Source organism: Parageobacillus thermoglucosidasius (genome assembly GCF_001295365.1).
GTDB lineage: Bacteria > Bacillota > Bacilli > Bacillales > Anoxybacillaceae > Parageobacillus > Parageobacillus thermoglucosidasius.
This window is the reverse complement of sequence record NZ_CP012712.1, coordinates 2513142-2526548: the sequence shown is the minus strand read 5'-3', so window position 1 is coordinate 2526548 and position 13407 is coordinate 2513142. Positions and strand designations below refer to the sequence as shown.

The 13407-nt window shown below is 45.0% G+C and carries 12 protein-coding genes and 1 pseudogene; 5 read left to right on the top strand and 8 right to left on the bottom strand.

Features of this window, described 5'->3' with window-relative positions; genetic code table 11:
• The first annotated feature begins 183 nt into the window (after positions 1-183).
• The 3 genes from AOT13_RS12430 (at position 184) to AOT13_RS12420 (ending at position 2467) form a co-directional block, all read left to right on the top strand.
• Positions 184-696 carry an RNA polymerase sigma factor gene (locus tag AOT13_RS12430; RefSeq protein ID WP_003250613.1) on the top strand — a complete coding sequence of 171 codons (513 nt, stop codon included), beginning with the start codon at positions 184-186 and terminating at the stop codon, positions 694-696.
• Entirely contained in the window at positions 680-1645 is a 966-nt protein-coding gene (locus AOT13_RS12425; RefSeq protein ID WP_013876957.1) for an anti sigma factor C-terminal domain-containing protein, read from the top strand. The genes AOT13_RS12430 and AOT13_RS12425 overlap by 17 nt, the downstream gene beginning before the upstream one ends.
• A gap of 177 nt (positions 1646-1822) precedes the next feature.
• Positions 1823-2467, top strand: coding sequence for a hypothetical protein (locus tag AOT13_RS12420; protein ID WP_013400886.1), 645 nt, complete (start codon positions 1823-1825; stop codon positions 2465-2467).
• A 237-nt stretch (positions 2468-2704) separates the two neighbouring features.
• Here AOT13_RS12420 and AOT13_RS12415 read toward each other — a convergent pair whose 3' ends face one another.
• Complete coding sequence (locus AOT13_RS12415) at positions 2705-4255, bottom strand: IS1182 family transposase (protein WP_013399800.1); 1551 nt, start codon at positions 4253-4255, stop codon at positions 2705-2707.
• Between the two features lie 278 nt (positions 4256-4533).
• A complete protein-coding gene (locus AOT13_RS12410; RefSeq protein ID WP_013400887.1) occupies positions 4534-4815 on the bottom strand; it encodes a hypothetical protein in 282 nt (93 codons plus the stop codon).
• A gap of 469 nt (positions 4816-5284) precedes the next feature.
• Here AOT13_RS12410 and AOT13_RS12405 point away from each other — a divergent pair, with 469 nt between their 5' ends.
• Complete coding sequence (locus AOT13_RS12405; protein WP_042384901.1) at positions 5285-5926, top strand: DUF2238 domain-containing protein; 642 nt, start codon at positions 5285-5287, stop codon at positions 5924-5926.
• 203 nt (positions 5927-6129) lie between these two features.
• On the opposite strand, the gene AOT13_RS12400 is transcribed toward AOT13_RS12405, so the two are convergent.
• From AOT13_RS12400 to AOT13_RS20575, 6 genes and pseudogenes are all read right to left on the bottom strand, one after another.
• A complete protein-coding gene (locus AOT13_RS12400; protein WP_232511521.1) occupies positions 6130-6339 on the bottom strand; it encodes a hypothetical protein in 210 nt (69 codons plus the stop codon).
• Between the two features lie 595 nt (positions 6340-6934).
• A complete protein-coding gene (locus tag AOT13_RS12395) occupies positions 6935-8359 on the bottom strand; it encodes a phosphomannomutase/phosphoglucomutase (RefSeq protein ID WP_013400889.1) in 1425 nt (474 codons plus the stop codon).
• Positions 8307-9447: pseudogene (locus tag AOT13_RS12390) on the bottom strand (glycosyl transferase). Before AOT13_RS12390 ends, AOT13_RS12395 begins: the two are co-directional and overlap by 53 nt.
• Positions 9428-10645 (bottom strand): glycosyltransferase family 4 protein, encoded by a 1218-nt coding sequence (locus AOT13_RS12385; RefSeq protein ID WP_003250633.1) that lies wholly within the window; start codon positions 10643-10645, stop codon positions 9428-9430. Before AOT13_RS12385 ends, AOT13_RS12390 begins: the two are co-directional and overlap by 20 nt.
• Complete coding sequence (locus AOT13_RS12380) at positions 10642-11685, bottom strand: nucleotidyltransferase family protein (protein WP_003250635.1); 1044 nt, start codon at positions 11683-11685, stop codon at positions 10642-10644. The genes AOT13_RS12385 and AOT13_RS12380 overlap by 4 nt, the downstream gene beginning before the upstream one ends.
• Before the next feature lie 102 nt (positions 11686-11787).
• Complete coding sequence (locus tag AOT13_RS20575) at positions 11788-11946, bottom strand: hypothetical protein (RefSeq protein ID WP_157776106.1); 159 nt, start codon at positions 11944-11946, stop codon at positions 11788-11790.
• Between the two features lie 117 nt (positions 11947-12063).
• On the opposite strand from AOT13_RS20575, the gene AOT13_RS12375 reads away from it, so the two are divergent.
• Positions 12064-13305: a Gfo/Idh/MocA family protein gene (locus AOT13_RS12375; protein ID WP_013876963.1), complete on the top strand. Its 1242-nt coding sequence runs from the start codon at positions 12064-12066 to the stop codon at positions 13303-13305.
• The last annotated feature ends 102 nt before the right edge of the window (positions 13306-13407 follow it).

The window sequence follows — 13407 nt, the reverse complement described above, 5'->3', positions numbered from 1 at the left end:
ACCGCCTATTCATGTTCTTCCGATTCCCATAAATCTTCAATTTTTATTTAGTTAGGTATACCATAAGTTTTTTATAGAGCGACTGAATGCAATAATCATCATAAATATAGGAAATAGATGAATTTTATTTATTTCCTGTTTACCTTTTACTTACATAAACGTCTTATCAGCGGGAGGGTTTACATGAATGATTTCGAATTAGGGGAGAAACTACATGAACAATTGGAGCGAGTGAAGGTTTATCTTTTAAAAATGGGAGCAAGTCTGCAGGATGCTGAGGATATTACCCAAGAAACGGCTTACAAATTTTTAACTTATATAGACTCCGTGAATATTGAAAATGTAGAAAGTTGGCTTTTTCGTGTATCAGTTAACCAATATTACGATTTATGCCGCAAACATAATAGACAAAAAAATATTTCATTGAAATTCAACTACAAAGAGTTATTTGAGGAATTCACTCCTGAAAAAGCAGTCCTTCAAAAAGAATTCGAAAAAGACATTTATATCCTTCTAGACCGACTCAAACCAAAATATGCGCAATTTCTAATTTTAAAATACAGCATAGGCTTAAAACTAACAGAAATTGCAGCTTTATATGATATGAAAGTAGATTCCGTTAAGACCATCATTCACAGAGCACGAAAACAATTCATAGAGGAATACAGGAGGCATCAAAATGAACGAAGAGAATGAGTTTCTTCCGCAAGATCCAGATTTCCGGAAACTGGTTAAAAAGGCAAAACGGAATTCTGCTTTAAGGATAGTTGTTATATCTCTAATTATAAGCATAATTGTCGTCATAGCTTTTTACTTTGTTGGTAACTCCATCATGATAAATAAGGTTAATGAAGAAGTGAGAAATGATGCAATATGGCATAGTATCCACGGTGCCAATATAGAAGAACAAGGAACAAGTATTAACTATTCGTTGTTTTCAGCAACTTCAAAAACAGAGTTTATCAAAAAAGTAAATGGCATTCCTGTGCCTTGGGTGCCTGTAGAGAAAGAGTATTCCATCTTCGGCCAGTCAAAAATTATCATTTCAAAAGGTGCAAGTGGAACTGGAAATGTAGATGAAAAAAGAATTCCGATGTACTTTAATGGAGAAAGAGTCATTGAATTTATTCATCCTAAAGTCAACTCTTCTTTATTTGATGATAGAAGCATTGTTTCCAGCATGGACGATGATAAAGTAATAGAATTGGCTCTTTCCTTTGATAAAGGCTATAAAGTAACGGATGTTCAAAAAATATTCAATAAAAATATCTCTTGGTTTTGGGTTGATACCTATAGTGAGTCAGACATAAAAAATTATAATAACTTCATTAAAGAAACAGGAAAAGATTTTACTATCATTGGTGATGATGCAATTGGTTTTCATTACATCAATCAACCAGAGAGCAAATGGGGAGCAGAATACTTCATCCGCAGCTTAAAGGAACTTAAGCAGAACGGTTCTTATAAAGATGTAGCCGATAAAATCATTCAAAATATTACGCATAGCAACAAAGAGAAATTGTCAGCCGAAAACCTTGAAATTATAGGTGTAGTAATCACCGGAACTCCTAGCGAAATTGAAAAATTTAATAACGTGCCTTTTGTTCGAGCCGCTTCCCTTGGAGTCACTGCTGATAGATATTAAATGAATACATCTGATATTGCACGTTAAGGCATATCTCAAAAAGGAGCGCACCCATCCAATGTCATATATATACAGATTTGAGAAACAAAGTTAGAAAACGTGTCGAAAAAAATTTTTTTGACACCCCTGAAACGGCTACAACCGTTGATATATCAACATTTATAGAGGGAGGATAATATGAAAAAAATAATTAAAATTGGTATTGGTGTATTCGGCATAGTAGCATTCGGTATAGGTCTTCTTATTTTCGTATTTTTACAAAGCATGAAGGCAGATGAGGATGAAGTGAAAAAGGTAAAAATACAAGCGCAGGGATATATAAAAAATACATTTAAAGATGAAATTGTTATTTATGACACACTTTTTGATAATATGGGTAACTTTCCAACTTTCGATTATGCTGCTAAAGCAGAGAACAAAAAGGATAATACACAGTTTTTGATTTACTACAATGAAGAAACAAAACAGATGGAAGACACCTATATAGCGGAGAAGTGGGAAAAAGAATTAGAAAATAATATACGTCCTTATATTGAGCAAAAACTGGGAACGTTGGATGAATTTTGGGTAGAATATGATGAAAGAGCAGGAATAACATATAACGTTAATCCAAATAAGCCAAGTAGTTATAAAGAATATGATGCGGCGCCTACTATTCTCATATCTGTACCTAGAAAGCCGGATAAAAAGGATGAAGAAATTTTGAACGAGATCGTAGCATTTCTTCAAAAGGATGTTGGATTAAAGCATGGAACGGTTTCCATGAGTTATATTAAAAATGGTGCACCATTAGATGATAAAGAGTGGTTCAAGACCTTTTAATAAGTTCTAAATAGCATAATCGAGTAAACATTACAAAAATGGCATGAAAAAAATTAAGCATACATCATGTTTAAATGTACGCACAGCTTGTCGACTTGGCCGACAAGCTAAAAGGAGGCTGTCTCAAAAGGTCGTCTAAACCGACCTTTTGAGAGTAGCCTCTGTTTCTTTTTCTTACCATTTGGTTATTTATTCCTTTTTTGAGGCAGGAATTTCTCCTTATTTCCGAATTTTATCCTATTTTTTCCTTGTTGGGTCGGTCGTTGTGGCCCACTTTCTCAAATTGTGGGCAGCACAAACTAGACCCCACTCCAAGGTAATTTTTGGGAGGCCTCTCAATGAAAACCGATGAAATTGCTGATTATGCTTGATTTGCCCAAACACCGGCTCGTTTTCGATTTGCCGTCTTCGATATGTCGTCGCCCCTTCTTCCGTGGACAGCCGTTTCCGGATTTCTTGCCGTTGTTGTTGATTTTTCAAGGAAACGCGGATGGTTTTCGTGTCTTTGCCTTTGGCACATGCTGCTTGAAACGGGCATCCGGCACATGCTGTACAACGATACGTCCGTTTGACGATGACGTACCCGTTGTCGGTCGTTTCCTTCCGTTTATACACAAACACCAGCCGTTCCCCTTTCGCGCAAATCCACTCATCCAATTCCTCATCGTACGTCATGTTCTCGATTCGGCCGATCTCTTTCGCCCACGCTTTCGTTTGTTCCCGGTCCAATGTGTTGTACTTGATCAGCGCGACGATCTGCTTTTTCTCGCAGTACGTGTAGTTCTCCTCACTCCCATAGGCGGAATCCGCAATCGCTCGTTTAGGCATGGGACGCCCATAGGCGGCCAATTGCTCCAAATGTGGAATGAAGCATCCGGCATCCCCCGCCCGTTGATGCACGCTAAATCCAGTGATGAATTGGTTCTCTGTCCCTATCTGCACATTATATCCCGGTTTGAGCTGGCCGTTTTTCATATGGTCGTCTTTCATCCGCATAAACGTCGCATCGGGGTCCGTTTTCGAAAAACTGTTTCGTTCGCCTAACACTTTTTTGTATTCTTCATATTTTTTCTTACGGGGGAGAATGTCTTGTTCCAATTGCTGTTTTGCTTTCTTTAACGTGCGATTCTTCGGCTCTTTCTTTAGATGTTCTTCCACTTGTTCGATCACGGCTTCGATCTTTTCAGACGTGATCGGTGAAGCTTCCAGCTTTTCTTGAAAATCTCCTTCTTGTTCCGACTCTTCATCCTCTTTTACCACCTGTTCGATCGAGGCTACGATTTTCCGGAATTTCTCCTCCAACTTCTGATCGTACTTTTCCGTTGATTTGCGCCAAACGAACGTGTACTTGTTGGCGCTGGCCTCGATTTTCGTTCCATCCAGAAAGTAATCCTCTAGTTTGACCAACCCTTCTTGACGCAGAAGATCGACAATGGAGAAAAACGTTTCGTAAATGATGTCCTTCATCCGTTCCGACCGAAATCGGTTGATGGTGCGGAAATCCGGTGTTTGATGGCCGGATAGCCACATAAAATAAATGTTTTCTTTCAATTGCTTGGCGATTTGGCGAGAGGAATAGATCCGATTGGCGTAGGCATACAGGATGACTTTCAACATCATTTTCGGATGATAGGCTGGGCGGCCTCCGCCGGGATAGAGGGAAACGAGCAGAGCTGGATCCATTTTTTCCACGGCTAGATCCACGATCCGGCAAAGATGATGTTTGGGAATGAGAATTTCAAGATCCATTGGCAAAATGAGTTGATCTCGGTTATAATAAATGTACATAAGAAAACCGTCCTTTCTTGGTAGGGTTGTGGTGACTCTATTATACCAAAAAAGGAACGGTTTTCTTCTTTTTTTGCCCAAAAAAGTGCCCCAAAAGCGAACGCTATGCGAACACTTTTGGGACATCCTCCTTTTAGTTTTTATTAAGTTAATAAGGATAATTTCTGGACAAACAATATAATGCTATTGGGTAGTAACATTAGCGGAACTATAATTGCACATCCCATTTACGAGAGAAGTATGCCTAAAATATTGGATAGCTAATAGCTGTGATAGAACTAAAATCCGTTTCCCCGAAAAAGAAATCCCATCAGCTCAATACCAATTAGATATAATAAACCAATAATAATAACAACAGTTAGTGCAGCATTTTTCCATTTCCCCTTTGGGCTCAATAACGCTAACACAAAAGATACGATAATTCCTAAATTGATGATTATTCTAATTATTGGTGCCGGAATAATTAGGCCTAAAAACACTGCCATAAAAAATGACATAAAGAAAAAGAGCAATGCTGCGATAATTACGGTTAAAGATAATTTGGGCATAATGTTTTTCAACAAATCCCCTCCCGTACAATATAATGTTTTTTCGTGCAATTGAATTTCTTCATAAAAAGGAACGTTTTAAAATTGCAATTTCCCATTTCTTTAGTTAAATTCCATTTATTATGACATAACGTATTGTATTGTAAACACAAAAATAAAAAATTCCGAACAAATATACTTGTATAATTACAAAAAATTTGTTTAAGATTCGAAGCAATCGCGAGATCTGATGCTCGTATAAAAAGTGGACACAGAGGACAGAGAGATTATAATTATAAGCCATCCATTCAGAATAGATTGGGGATTTGCCCTCCCTTATCATCCTTGAAATATTCAGTCTGATGATAAAGGAAGCAAAGTCTCTGTATTTTGTTTGCATTTTTTGAATCATTGCATCCTGTTCTTCGCACAACAAAGAAGATAGATGCACTGTATGAAACTTGTTTTTGGATGAAATACTGTAAGTGAAGGAGTGAATAACATGAAACACGATGGAAGCAGAAAAATTCATCTATTTTTACTATTGGTTATTATTGCCGTTTTTATTTGGTCTGCGATCAAGCCAGCCAGTTACCTGACATGGGCGTTGGAGGTCAGCCCTGCTGTTGTCGGTTTGATTATCGTCATCACAATATACTATCGATTTCGTTTTACTACTCTCTCTTATGTGATTATGGCTGTTCTAGCCATTCTCATGTTCATCGGCGGCCATTACATCTATTCCAAAGTTCCTCTTTTCGATTGGATCAAAGACACTTATGACTTAAAGCGGAACCATTATGACCGGTTCGGGCATTTACTTAAAGGCTTGTTTGCGATTGTGCTGAGAGAAATTTTATTACGAAAAACTCCATTAACGAAAGGGACTTGGTTATTTGCCATTGTTGTAAGCATGTCTTTGGCCATCGCTGCATTGTACGAGATCATTGAATGGTTAGTTTCAAAAATCAGTAAGGGAGGAGAAGCATCAAAAAACTTTTTAGGAATTCAAGGAGATATTTGGGATACGCAATGGGATATGTTATATAGCTTGACTGGCTCGATTGTTGCATTGCTTATTTTTTCCAAACTACATGACAAACTGTTAAAAAAAGAAATAAGAACCTCCAATGCTCAACACTGACTAGGCAAACAGCCCATTCACCAGCACTGGCTATATAAAGGGGCGGTGAATGATTGGGCATGCTTTACACGTGTATTAAGGAATTCGTAAGAAAATGATTGGGACGTCAAACTGCCAAACTTGTTTTTTCATGTTCCAGGAAACAATAATAAAAAAGTTGCTGAAAAGCGGCGGTTGTTCAACTATTGATTCAACAAATGTTTCTAATTGCTATCAAAAATTTTTACGCCATTAGGGTCCACCTTATCCGATTGCGAAAACCCTTTTATAACAGCTTCTTTAATAGTAACTTCATTGCCGGCTACGGAACCTATATGATGAATAGGTTCGCCAAATAAAATGGAAAGGTCATTTTCCAGTCCTTTCATTTTCATTGTCAATTTTAGTTCTTTTATTTTTGCATTACCAGCCATAGCATCTACGACATCTCCGTTTGTCTGGAGCTCTATTTTAAATGCATAAGGAGTGGTGATAAATGTCTCCGTTCACCTGCATTAATTTCCCAGTTCAGTGTTTTTGCGTTATCACATATCACTTATTATGCTCCTCCGTAGATACTAAAAAACCATACTTACCGTTCACTTTCGCAAAAGACATCTTTTTTGACAATGAAAGCAAAATCAAGTGCTGTTGTTCCTTCTGGCAATAAACAAATAATTCAAATGAAGCCAACCAACTGCCTCACCCGGATTTTAAAGTAAATTGTAACAATAAAAATACAAATTTTCAAACATAATTTTATATTTTTGGAACAATCAGCTAATTTTTGAATTGGACACCACCTCCATTTTTTCGCACAATTTTAATGAAGATATTAATGCCTTAAAAATTAAAGTGGATAAAATATTCGCCAGAAAGAAACGTTAACAAATATTTTGCAATAAACACATAAAAAAATGTCGCCAACAATCAATTGATCCAATATATCTAAAAAAACGGCGCCGACCCGAATAGTATAGACCATTCGAATCAGCGCCGATGCCAATCGCAATCTGATCGCGCCCCGCTTCACCACGTGATGTTTAAGTTAAGCGGCGGCTTGGAAAGCACGTCGGCCAACTGTTGTTTAATATCAGCCAATGCTTCCGGTGATGCTGCTTCGGCACGCAGTACAAGAATTGGCTGCGTATTTGACGGGCGCACCAATCCCCAGCCGTCTTTGAACTGAATGCGGGCGCCGTCCACATCAACGACTTCATGGCTGTCCGCAAACCGCTGTTTTACCGCAGCGATGGCTTCTGCCTTTTTCTCCTCTGGACAAGGCACGCGCGTCTCCGGAGTAGCATGATAACTTGGGACGTCGGCAAACAGCTGCGACAGTTTGCGGTCATCGCTGGATAGGATGCGCAACAGACGACCTGCCGCGTACAAGGCGTCATCATAACCGTAGAACTCGTCATTGAAGAACAGATGGCCAGACATCTCGCCGGCAAACGGAATTTCCGGACGGCTGCGCAGTGTCGCTTTAATATGCGAATGGCCAGTGCGATGGAAGAACGGTTTGCCGCCAAGCCGTTCAATTTCCTCCACCAACGCCTGCGAGCACTTGACCTCAACAGGCGCGTCAGCTCCCGGATAACGGCGGAGAATCTCGCGCCAGAATAAAATCATCAATTGATCGCCCCAGCGGATGTTTCCCTCTTCATCGACGACTCCAAGCCGGTCTCCATCGCCGTCGAACGCCAAACCGACATCCGCCTTTTCCCGCCGCACCGTATCAATCAAATCTTGCAAATTCTCTGGCACGACCGGATCCGGATGGTGATTAGGGAACGTCGGGTCAGATTCGCAATACAAAGGCACGACCTCGCATCCCCATGCCTCTAATGCTTTCGGAGCAATGATCGAAGCAGTTCCGTTACCGCAGTCGACCACTACTTTAAGCTTGCGCGCTCCCAGTTTGATCTTGTTTTCTAACATCTCTAAATAGGCTGGCTTAATGTCGAGTTTCTCCACATATCCTTCTTTCCACGAATCGCTGCGGTTAACCCCTTGTGTTTGGAGACGTTCCATTATCCGCCGCAATTCTTGGATGCGCTCGCCGTAAATGGTCGTCTTATTCATCGCAATCTTAAATCCGTTTTCATCGCCAGGATTGTGGCTAGCGGTGACGATGATGCCGCACGGCACATTAGTATATTCGAGGCTGTAATAAAACATCGGGGTCGTCACTAGACCGATATCGATCACTTGGCATGATGCCTGGCTAAGCCCTGCAATTAGCGCACGATGCAGTGTTGGAGAAGAGATGCGGTTGTCATGGCCGACCACTACCTTCTGCTCACCAGCTTGCCGAACCATTTCCGCAAACGCCAATCCTAGCAAGTAGGCAAAATTCTCGTCCAGTTCCTCCCCAGCACGTCCGCGAATGTCGTACTCTTTAAACACATGTGTTGGTAGAACGAATTGTTGTTGTGCCATTGAAAAATTCATCGTGAAACCACCTCCAATTGCAAGGATTGTGCCATGGCTTCTGTCAATAAGTAGGAAAGTGTCGACTCAGCCCCCCTGTTCGGATTCGGACCATCCGGATTAAGACCGTCGCAGCAACTCCCGTCGCTTGGATCGGCAAGCGGAGTGCCAAGATCGTTATCACCGTAAAACCAATTGCGACAGCGACGAACGAGTTCCCGGTACGTTTCGTCGCCCAACGCCCGATAAGCCTCGCGTGCAGCCAAAGCCAGCTTCATCACGTCGACAGGCTGCTGATCCCAGTCAGCACGCCGGTCGATGCTGCACCAGCCGCGATTGCCGACAGGACGGATGACACCGTTTTGTCCACTCATCTTTGCCGCCAGAAAATCGAGGCTCTCTTTCGCTACTTGTAACGTTTCATCACGTCCATGGTAGCGGTACGCCACAAACAGAGCCCAAGGCAGAAGCCCATTGGCGTAGGTTATTTGCGGCTCAAACCAATGCCAGTCATCCGTCCGATGTGCGCGGTAAGCGGCGAGCAAACGCTGCTCAAAGTTATCCGCCAAATTGGCAAGCTCAGCCGCGGCTACTCCAGAAGGTAAAGCCGAACCGTTATTCCGCTTGGACAACATCAGGCAGCAAGCCGCAAGCCCCCAAGCTTGGCCGCGCAAAAACTGCATCCCGCCGCTAGCCGGGAGCGCTTGGCGAAAAATCTCGGCAACCACGCGACGCCGGGCCTCATCGTCAAGGCTCACATACGCCGCTGCCGCCGCCCAGATGGATCGCCCCAGGCAATCATCGGAGTGCTCTTCCGCTTCCGGCGTCCGGTCAAAATGGAAGTTGTTTTGAAACGTGCCGTCTTCCCGCTGCGCCCAGAGCAGAAAGGCCAAATACCGGTCTAGCAGCCGGTATAGCCTCCGGCGCTCCCCTGATTCATCACCCTTCAGCAAATCAAGCCACTCCACACACGCCCAGATGGCGCGCGCATTGTCATCGGTTGTGTACCCCTCGCGGCGGCGCGGAATGCGCCCGAGGCAATGCTCGAGCAACCCCGTATCATCGGTCAAACGTTCCAAGTGGTCAAACTTAACGGCTGCCGGAGACAACGGATTTCACCTCTCCTTTCAATTGCGTTTCCGCTGTTTCCTCACCGCCTTTTTCTCCGCAGATCTGTGCAAACAGTTGCACATATTGCGCACCAACACACGGCCAATGCGTCGCTTCGCCAATTTTCCAAATCCGTTCCTCCCACTGCCGCAAAGCCGCGTCATCAGCCAATAGCCGCCGCAATTGCCGTTCCCATGCTTCAGTGTCGCCATACGGCAATAACAATTCTTCGCAGCCGCGCAACAAATCGCGGGCATGCTCATATGGCGTTGTAAGAACCGGACGACCCACGCCGACCGCATAGGCCAAAGTGCCGCTTGTAATTTGCTGCATTCCCGGATATGGGGTGACATAAAGATCGCACGCTGTCAAGTAGTCGACTAGTTCTTCCTCACTGAAATAACGATTTATCATTTGCACGTTATTTTCTAATCCAAGACGGCGAACCATCTCCATCAGTTCTTCGCGGTATGCTTCCCCTTCGCGTTTTTTCACTTCAGGGTGCGTCTGTCCGGCGATGACATACAGCGTCTCCGGCACTTCGCGGATGACTCCCGGCAAAGCGGCGAGCACCGATTCAATGCCTTTTCCGCGATTAAGCAATCCAAATGTAAACATCACTTTTCGTCCTGCAAAGCCAAGGCGGCGGCGGAGACGATCCCGTTCCTCGCGGCGCGGTACCGGCGAACCGTGCGGAATGTAGAAGATTTTGCTCTCCGGCAAATGAAACGCTTTGGTCAAATATGGAATCGCCTGACGGTTCATGACCACGATCGCATCGCTCTCATCCGCAATTTGTTGCTGAACGTGCCGGTAAGGCGGCTGAGGATCGGCAAAGATCGTGTGAAACGTCGTAACGAGCGGCTTCTTCAGCGCGCGAACGAAATCGAGTATGTATTCTCCCGCTTCGCCGCCAAAGATGCCAAACTCATGCTGCAAAACGACTACCGAAACATCACTGTGGTTAACCCTTTCCGCCATTCGCGCATAAGCGGCGCGGTCCTCTGCTGCTAACGGCCAAAATTTCGGGTCATTCCGATAAACCGAATCGTCATCATTCTCGTTATAAAGAACGATCACCGGATCAATATCGCGCCGTTTGCCGGCAATGCGCACGCTCTGCAGAAGATGTTCGGTGAACGTGGCAATGCCGCAGCGGCGCGGCGGATATGTGCTGACGTAAGCAATCCGCTTCATGCCCGCATCACCTCTCCTGGTTGGTTAATAATTGAATTGTTGAACACCTCGCCGGCCGGCGCCACAGTCCGGTAGCCAAAAATGCTGTTGCTGAGACGGCTGTTATCACGCACAACCGAACGATCCCAAAGAATGGAGTTCGAGCAATGCACATGGGCGCCAATATAACAGTTATCGCCGATGACAGCGTATGGGCCGATCACTGTTTGGTCACCCACTTTCACCTTATTGCCAATCAAAACCGGCGGTACTAAGAGAACGCCAGCACCGAATTCGACGTCTTCCCCCGCCCAAACATCCGGCTGAATTTGACGTCCATGCATGAGCAGAGGAAACCGTCGGTTAAGCACATCCCAATGGACTTGGCGGTAACGCGCCGGAGTACCCATGTCACGCCAATAGCCGTTGCTGACCATGCCGTATACGCCGGCACCTTCCTCAATCAAGCGCGGGAATGTTTCGCGCTCAATGGAAACTTCGCGCTGCGCCGGAATATAACGCATCACTTCCGGTTCAAAGATGTACAACCCAGCATTGATCCGGTTGGACGGCGCCTCTTCCCGGCGCGGCTTCTCCACAAACCGCAAAATCCGTCCGCTATCATCTTGTTCTACTACTCCGTATGAAGATGGATCTTCTACTTCTGTCAGTGCGATGGTGGCAATTCCTCCGTGTTGTCGATGAAAATCAAGAAGAGGGACTAACTGTGGCAAGTGGACGATGTCGGCGTTGACAACCAAAAACCGTTCATCAAGAAACCGTTCCGCGTTTTTGATGGCTCCAGCCGTACCCATCGGGAACGGTTCGAGAGAATACTCAATCTTCACTCCCCAGCGGCGGCCATCGCCAAAATGACGGCGAATCACGTCAGGATAATGGTGTGCAGCCATAATAAATTGATCAACGCCTTGTTCACGAAGATGAATGATGAGGTGTTCCAGCCATGGGCGATTTGCAATGGGCGCCATCGGTTTCGGCAAGTTTTCCGTTAACGGGCGTAAACGTGTGCCTAAACCTCCAGCCAACAGCAATGCTTTCATTTTGCCATCCCTCCATTAGTTCCGAATTTCATAAAATTTGTGGGTACCCTGCTAAAACTCAAACATCGAAACAGATGGAAGAATGAGAAAGTGGAAAAGTTGTTAGCACTCAATATATTCTGTTGCTAATAATAAGTATACATAATATTCCTCGCAAATGGCAAGTAAAATGCTCTTGCTATTGATATTTTCAAGGCGATATGCTTTTCTCCCGCATCCAGCTTGCCAAATGCTTCTTGCTCCGCCGGCACGCGCCCCCATTTCTTGGCGGACTCCCAAACGAGGGTGACGAAAAGATGCCACATCGTTACAATTTAATTATATAATATATAATTGCTGAAAATACGATCAACGCAAGATGAAGGAAGGTGAAAGCGCATGTCTTATTCTCTCCCACCGTACCGTGTGGGCATTGCCGGCGCAGGCGCTTTTGCTGCATTCTTGGCCGGTGCGCTCGCAATGTTGCCTGAGTTTCAATTGACGGCTGTTGCCGGCCGTACTGACGAAAAACGCCAGCGCGTGCTGGCTGCCTATCGCCAACGTCAATCCGATGTCGCTAGCCCGCGCGAGTATCGGGAAGCGACCGAGCTCATCCGCGATCCGGATATTGACGTGGTGATCTTGTCGACGCCGCCTCATCTTCACGCTTCGCTCAGCAAACTTGCATTGATGCAAGGCAAACACGTGCTTTTGGAAAAACCAGGGGCGCTCACTTCAGCGGCACTGAAAGACAATGCCCATCTCGCCACAAAGCAACGGCGTGCGTTCGCCGTCAACCTCGTCTTGCGTTACAACCCGCTGGTAGAAGCAGTCGAATGGATGATCCGCCACCGCCTGTTGGGGCGTGTGTATCATGCCAGCCTCCATAACGCCGCACATCGCGTCACATCCGGACATTGGTTTTGGAACCGAAACCAAAGCGGCGGCATCTTTATCGAACATGGAGTTCACTTCTTTGAAGTCGGCAGACATTGGTTTGGCGAACCTGAAGATGTGCGCGGTTTTGCGATAACCGAGGCAAGCGGCGAACAATCACGCGTGTGGGCGAGTGTCATTCACCGCAGCGGCACACATGTTCAGGAAACACAATTGCCTAAAAAAGAATCAGCTTCCAACTCCTTGGACGAGTACGTACCGGTTCAATATTACCACGGATTCACAATGGAGGAGGACGCTCCTGAGTCGACGCGGTGGGAAGTCCACTGTGCTCAGGGCCGGATTGTGCTCGAAGGCTGGATTCCTCAACGTCTGTACATCGAAGGCATGCTCACAGAAGAACAAGCAAAGCAGATCGACGCCCTGCTTGATATCGTTCCAACACAACCAAGAGCAGACGCCGGCGAACAAGTACGGGCATGGGCCGCCGCGCGATTGTCTTCCGTTTTATACGCGCCTGAGCGCACATCCTCCTCTCTCGTTTCCCGCCTGACGTATCAGCGGACGTTATCCTTGCCGGACCGGCAAGGATGGTACGAAGCAATGGCCCAAGCCCGTTTCCTGGATTTATGCCGGATGATCCAAGATCCAAACTGGAGCGGATTAGTGACGCTCGATGACGCCGTGGCTGACTTAGCTCTGGCTGAATCTTGCACAGTTTCAGAAACATGGCAGGAAGGCTGATCTTTTCGCCGAACAAACAAGACCGCTTCAGCCGGGGACTGGTGCCCGGCTACCTCCTCTTTGAACATCATCCAAACATTCTGCTTGTCAAACGCGCAAAAA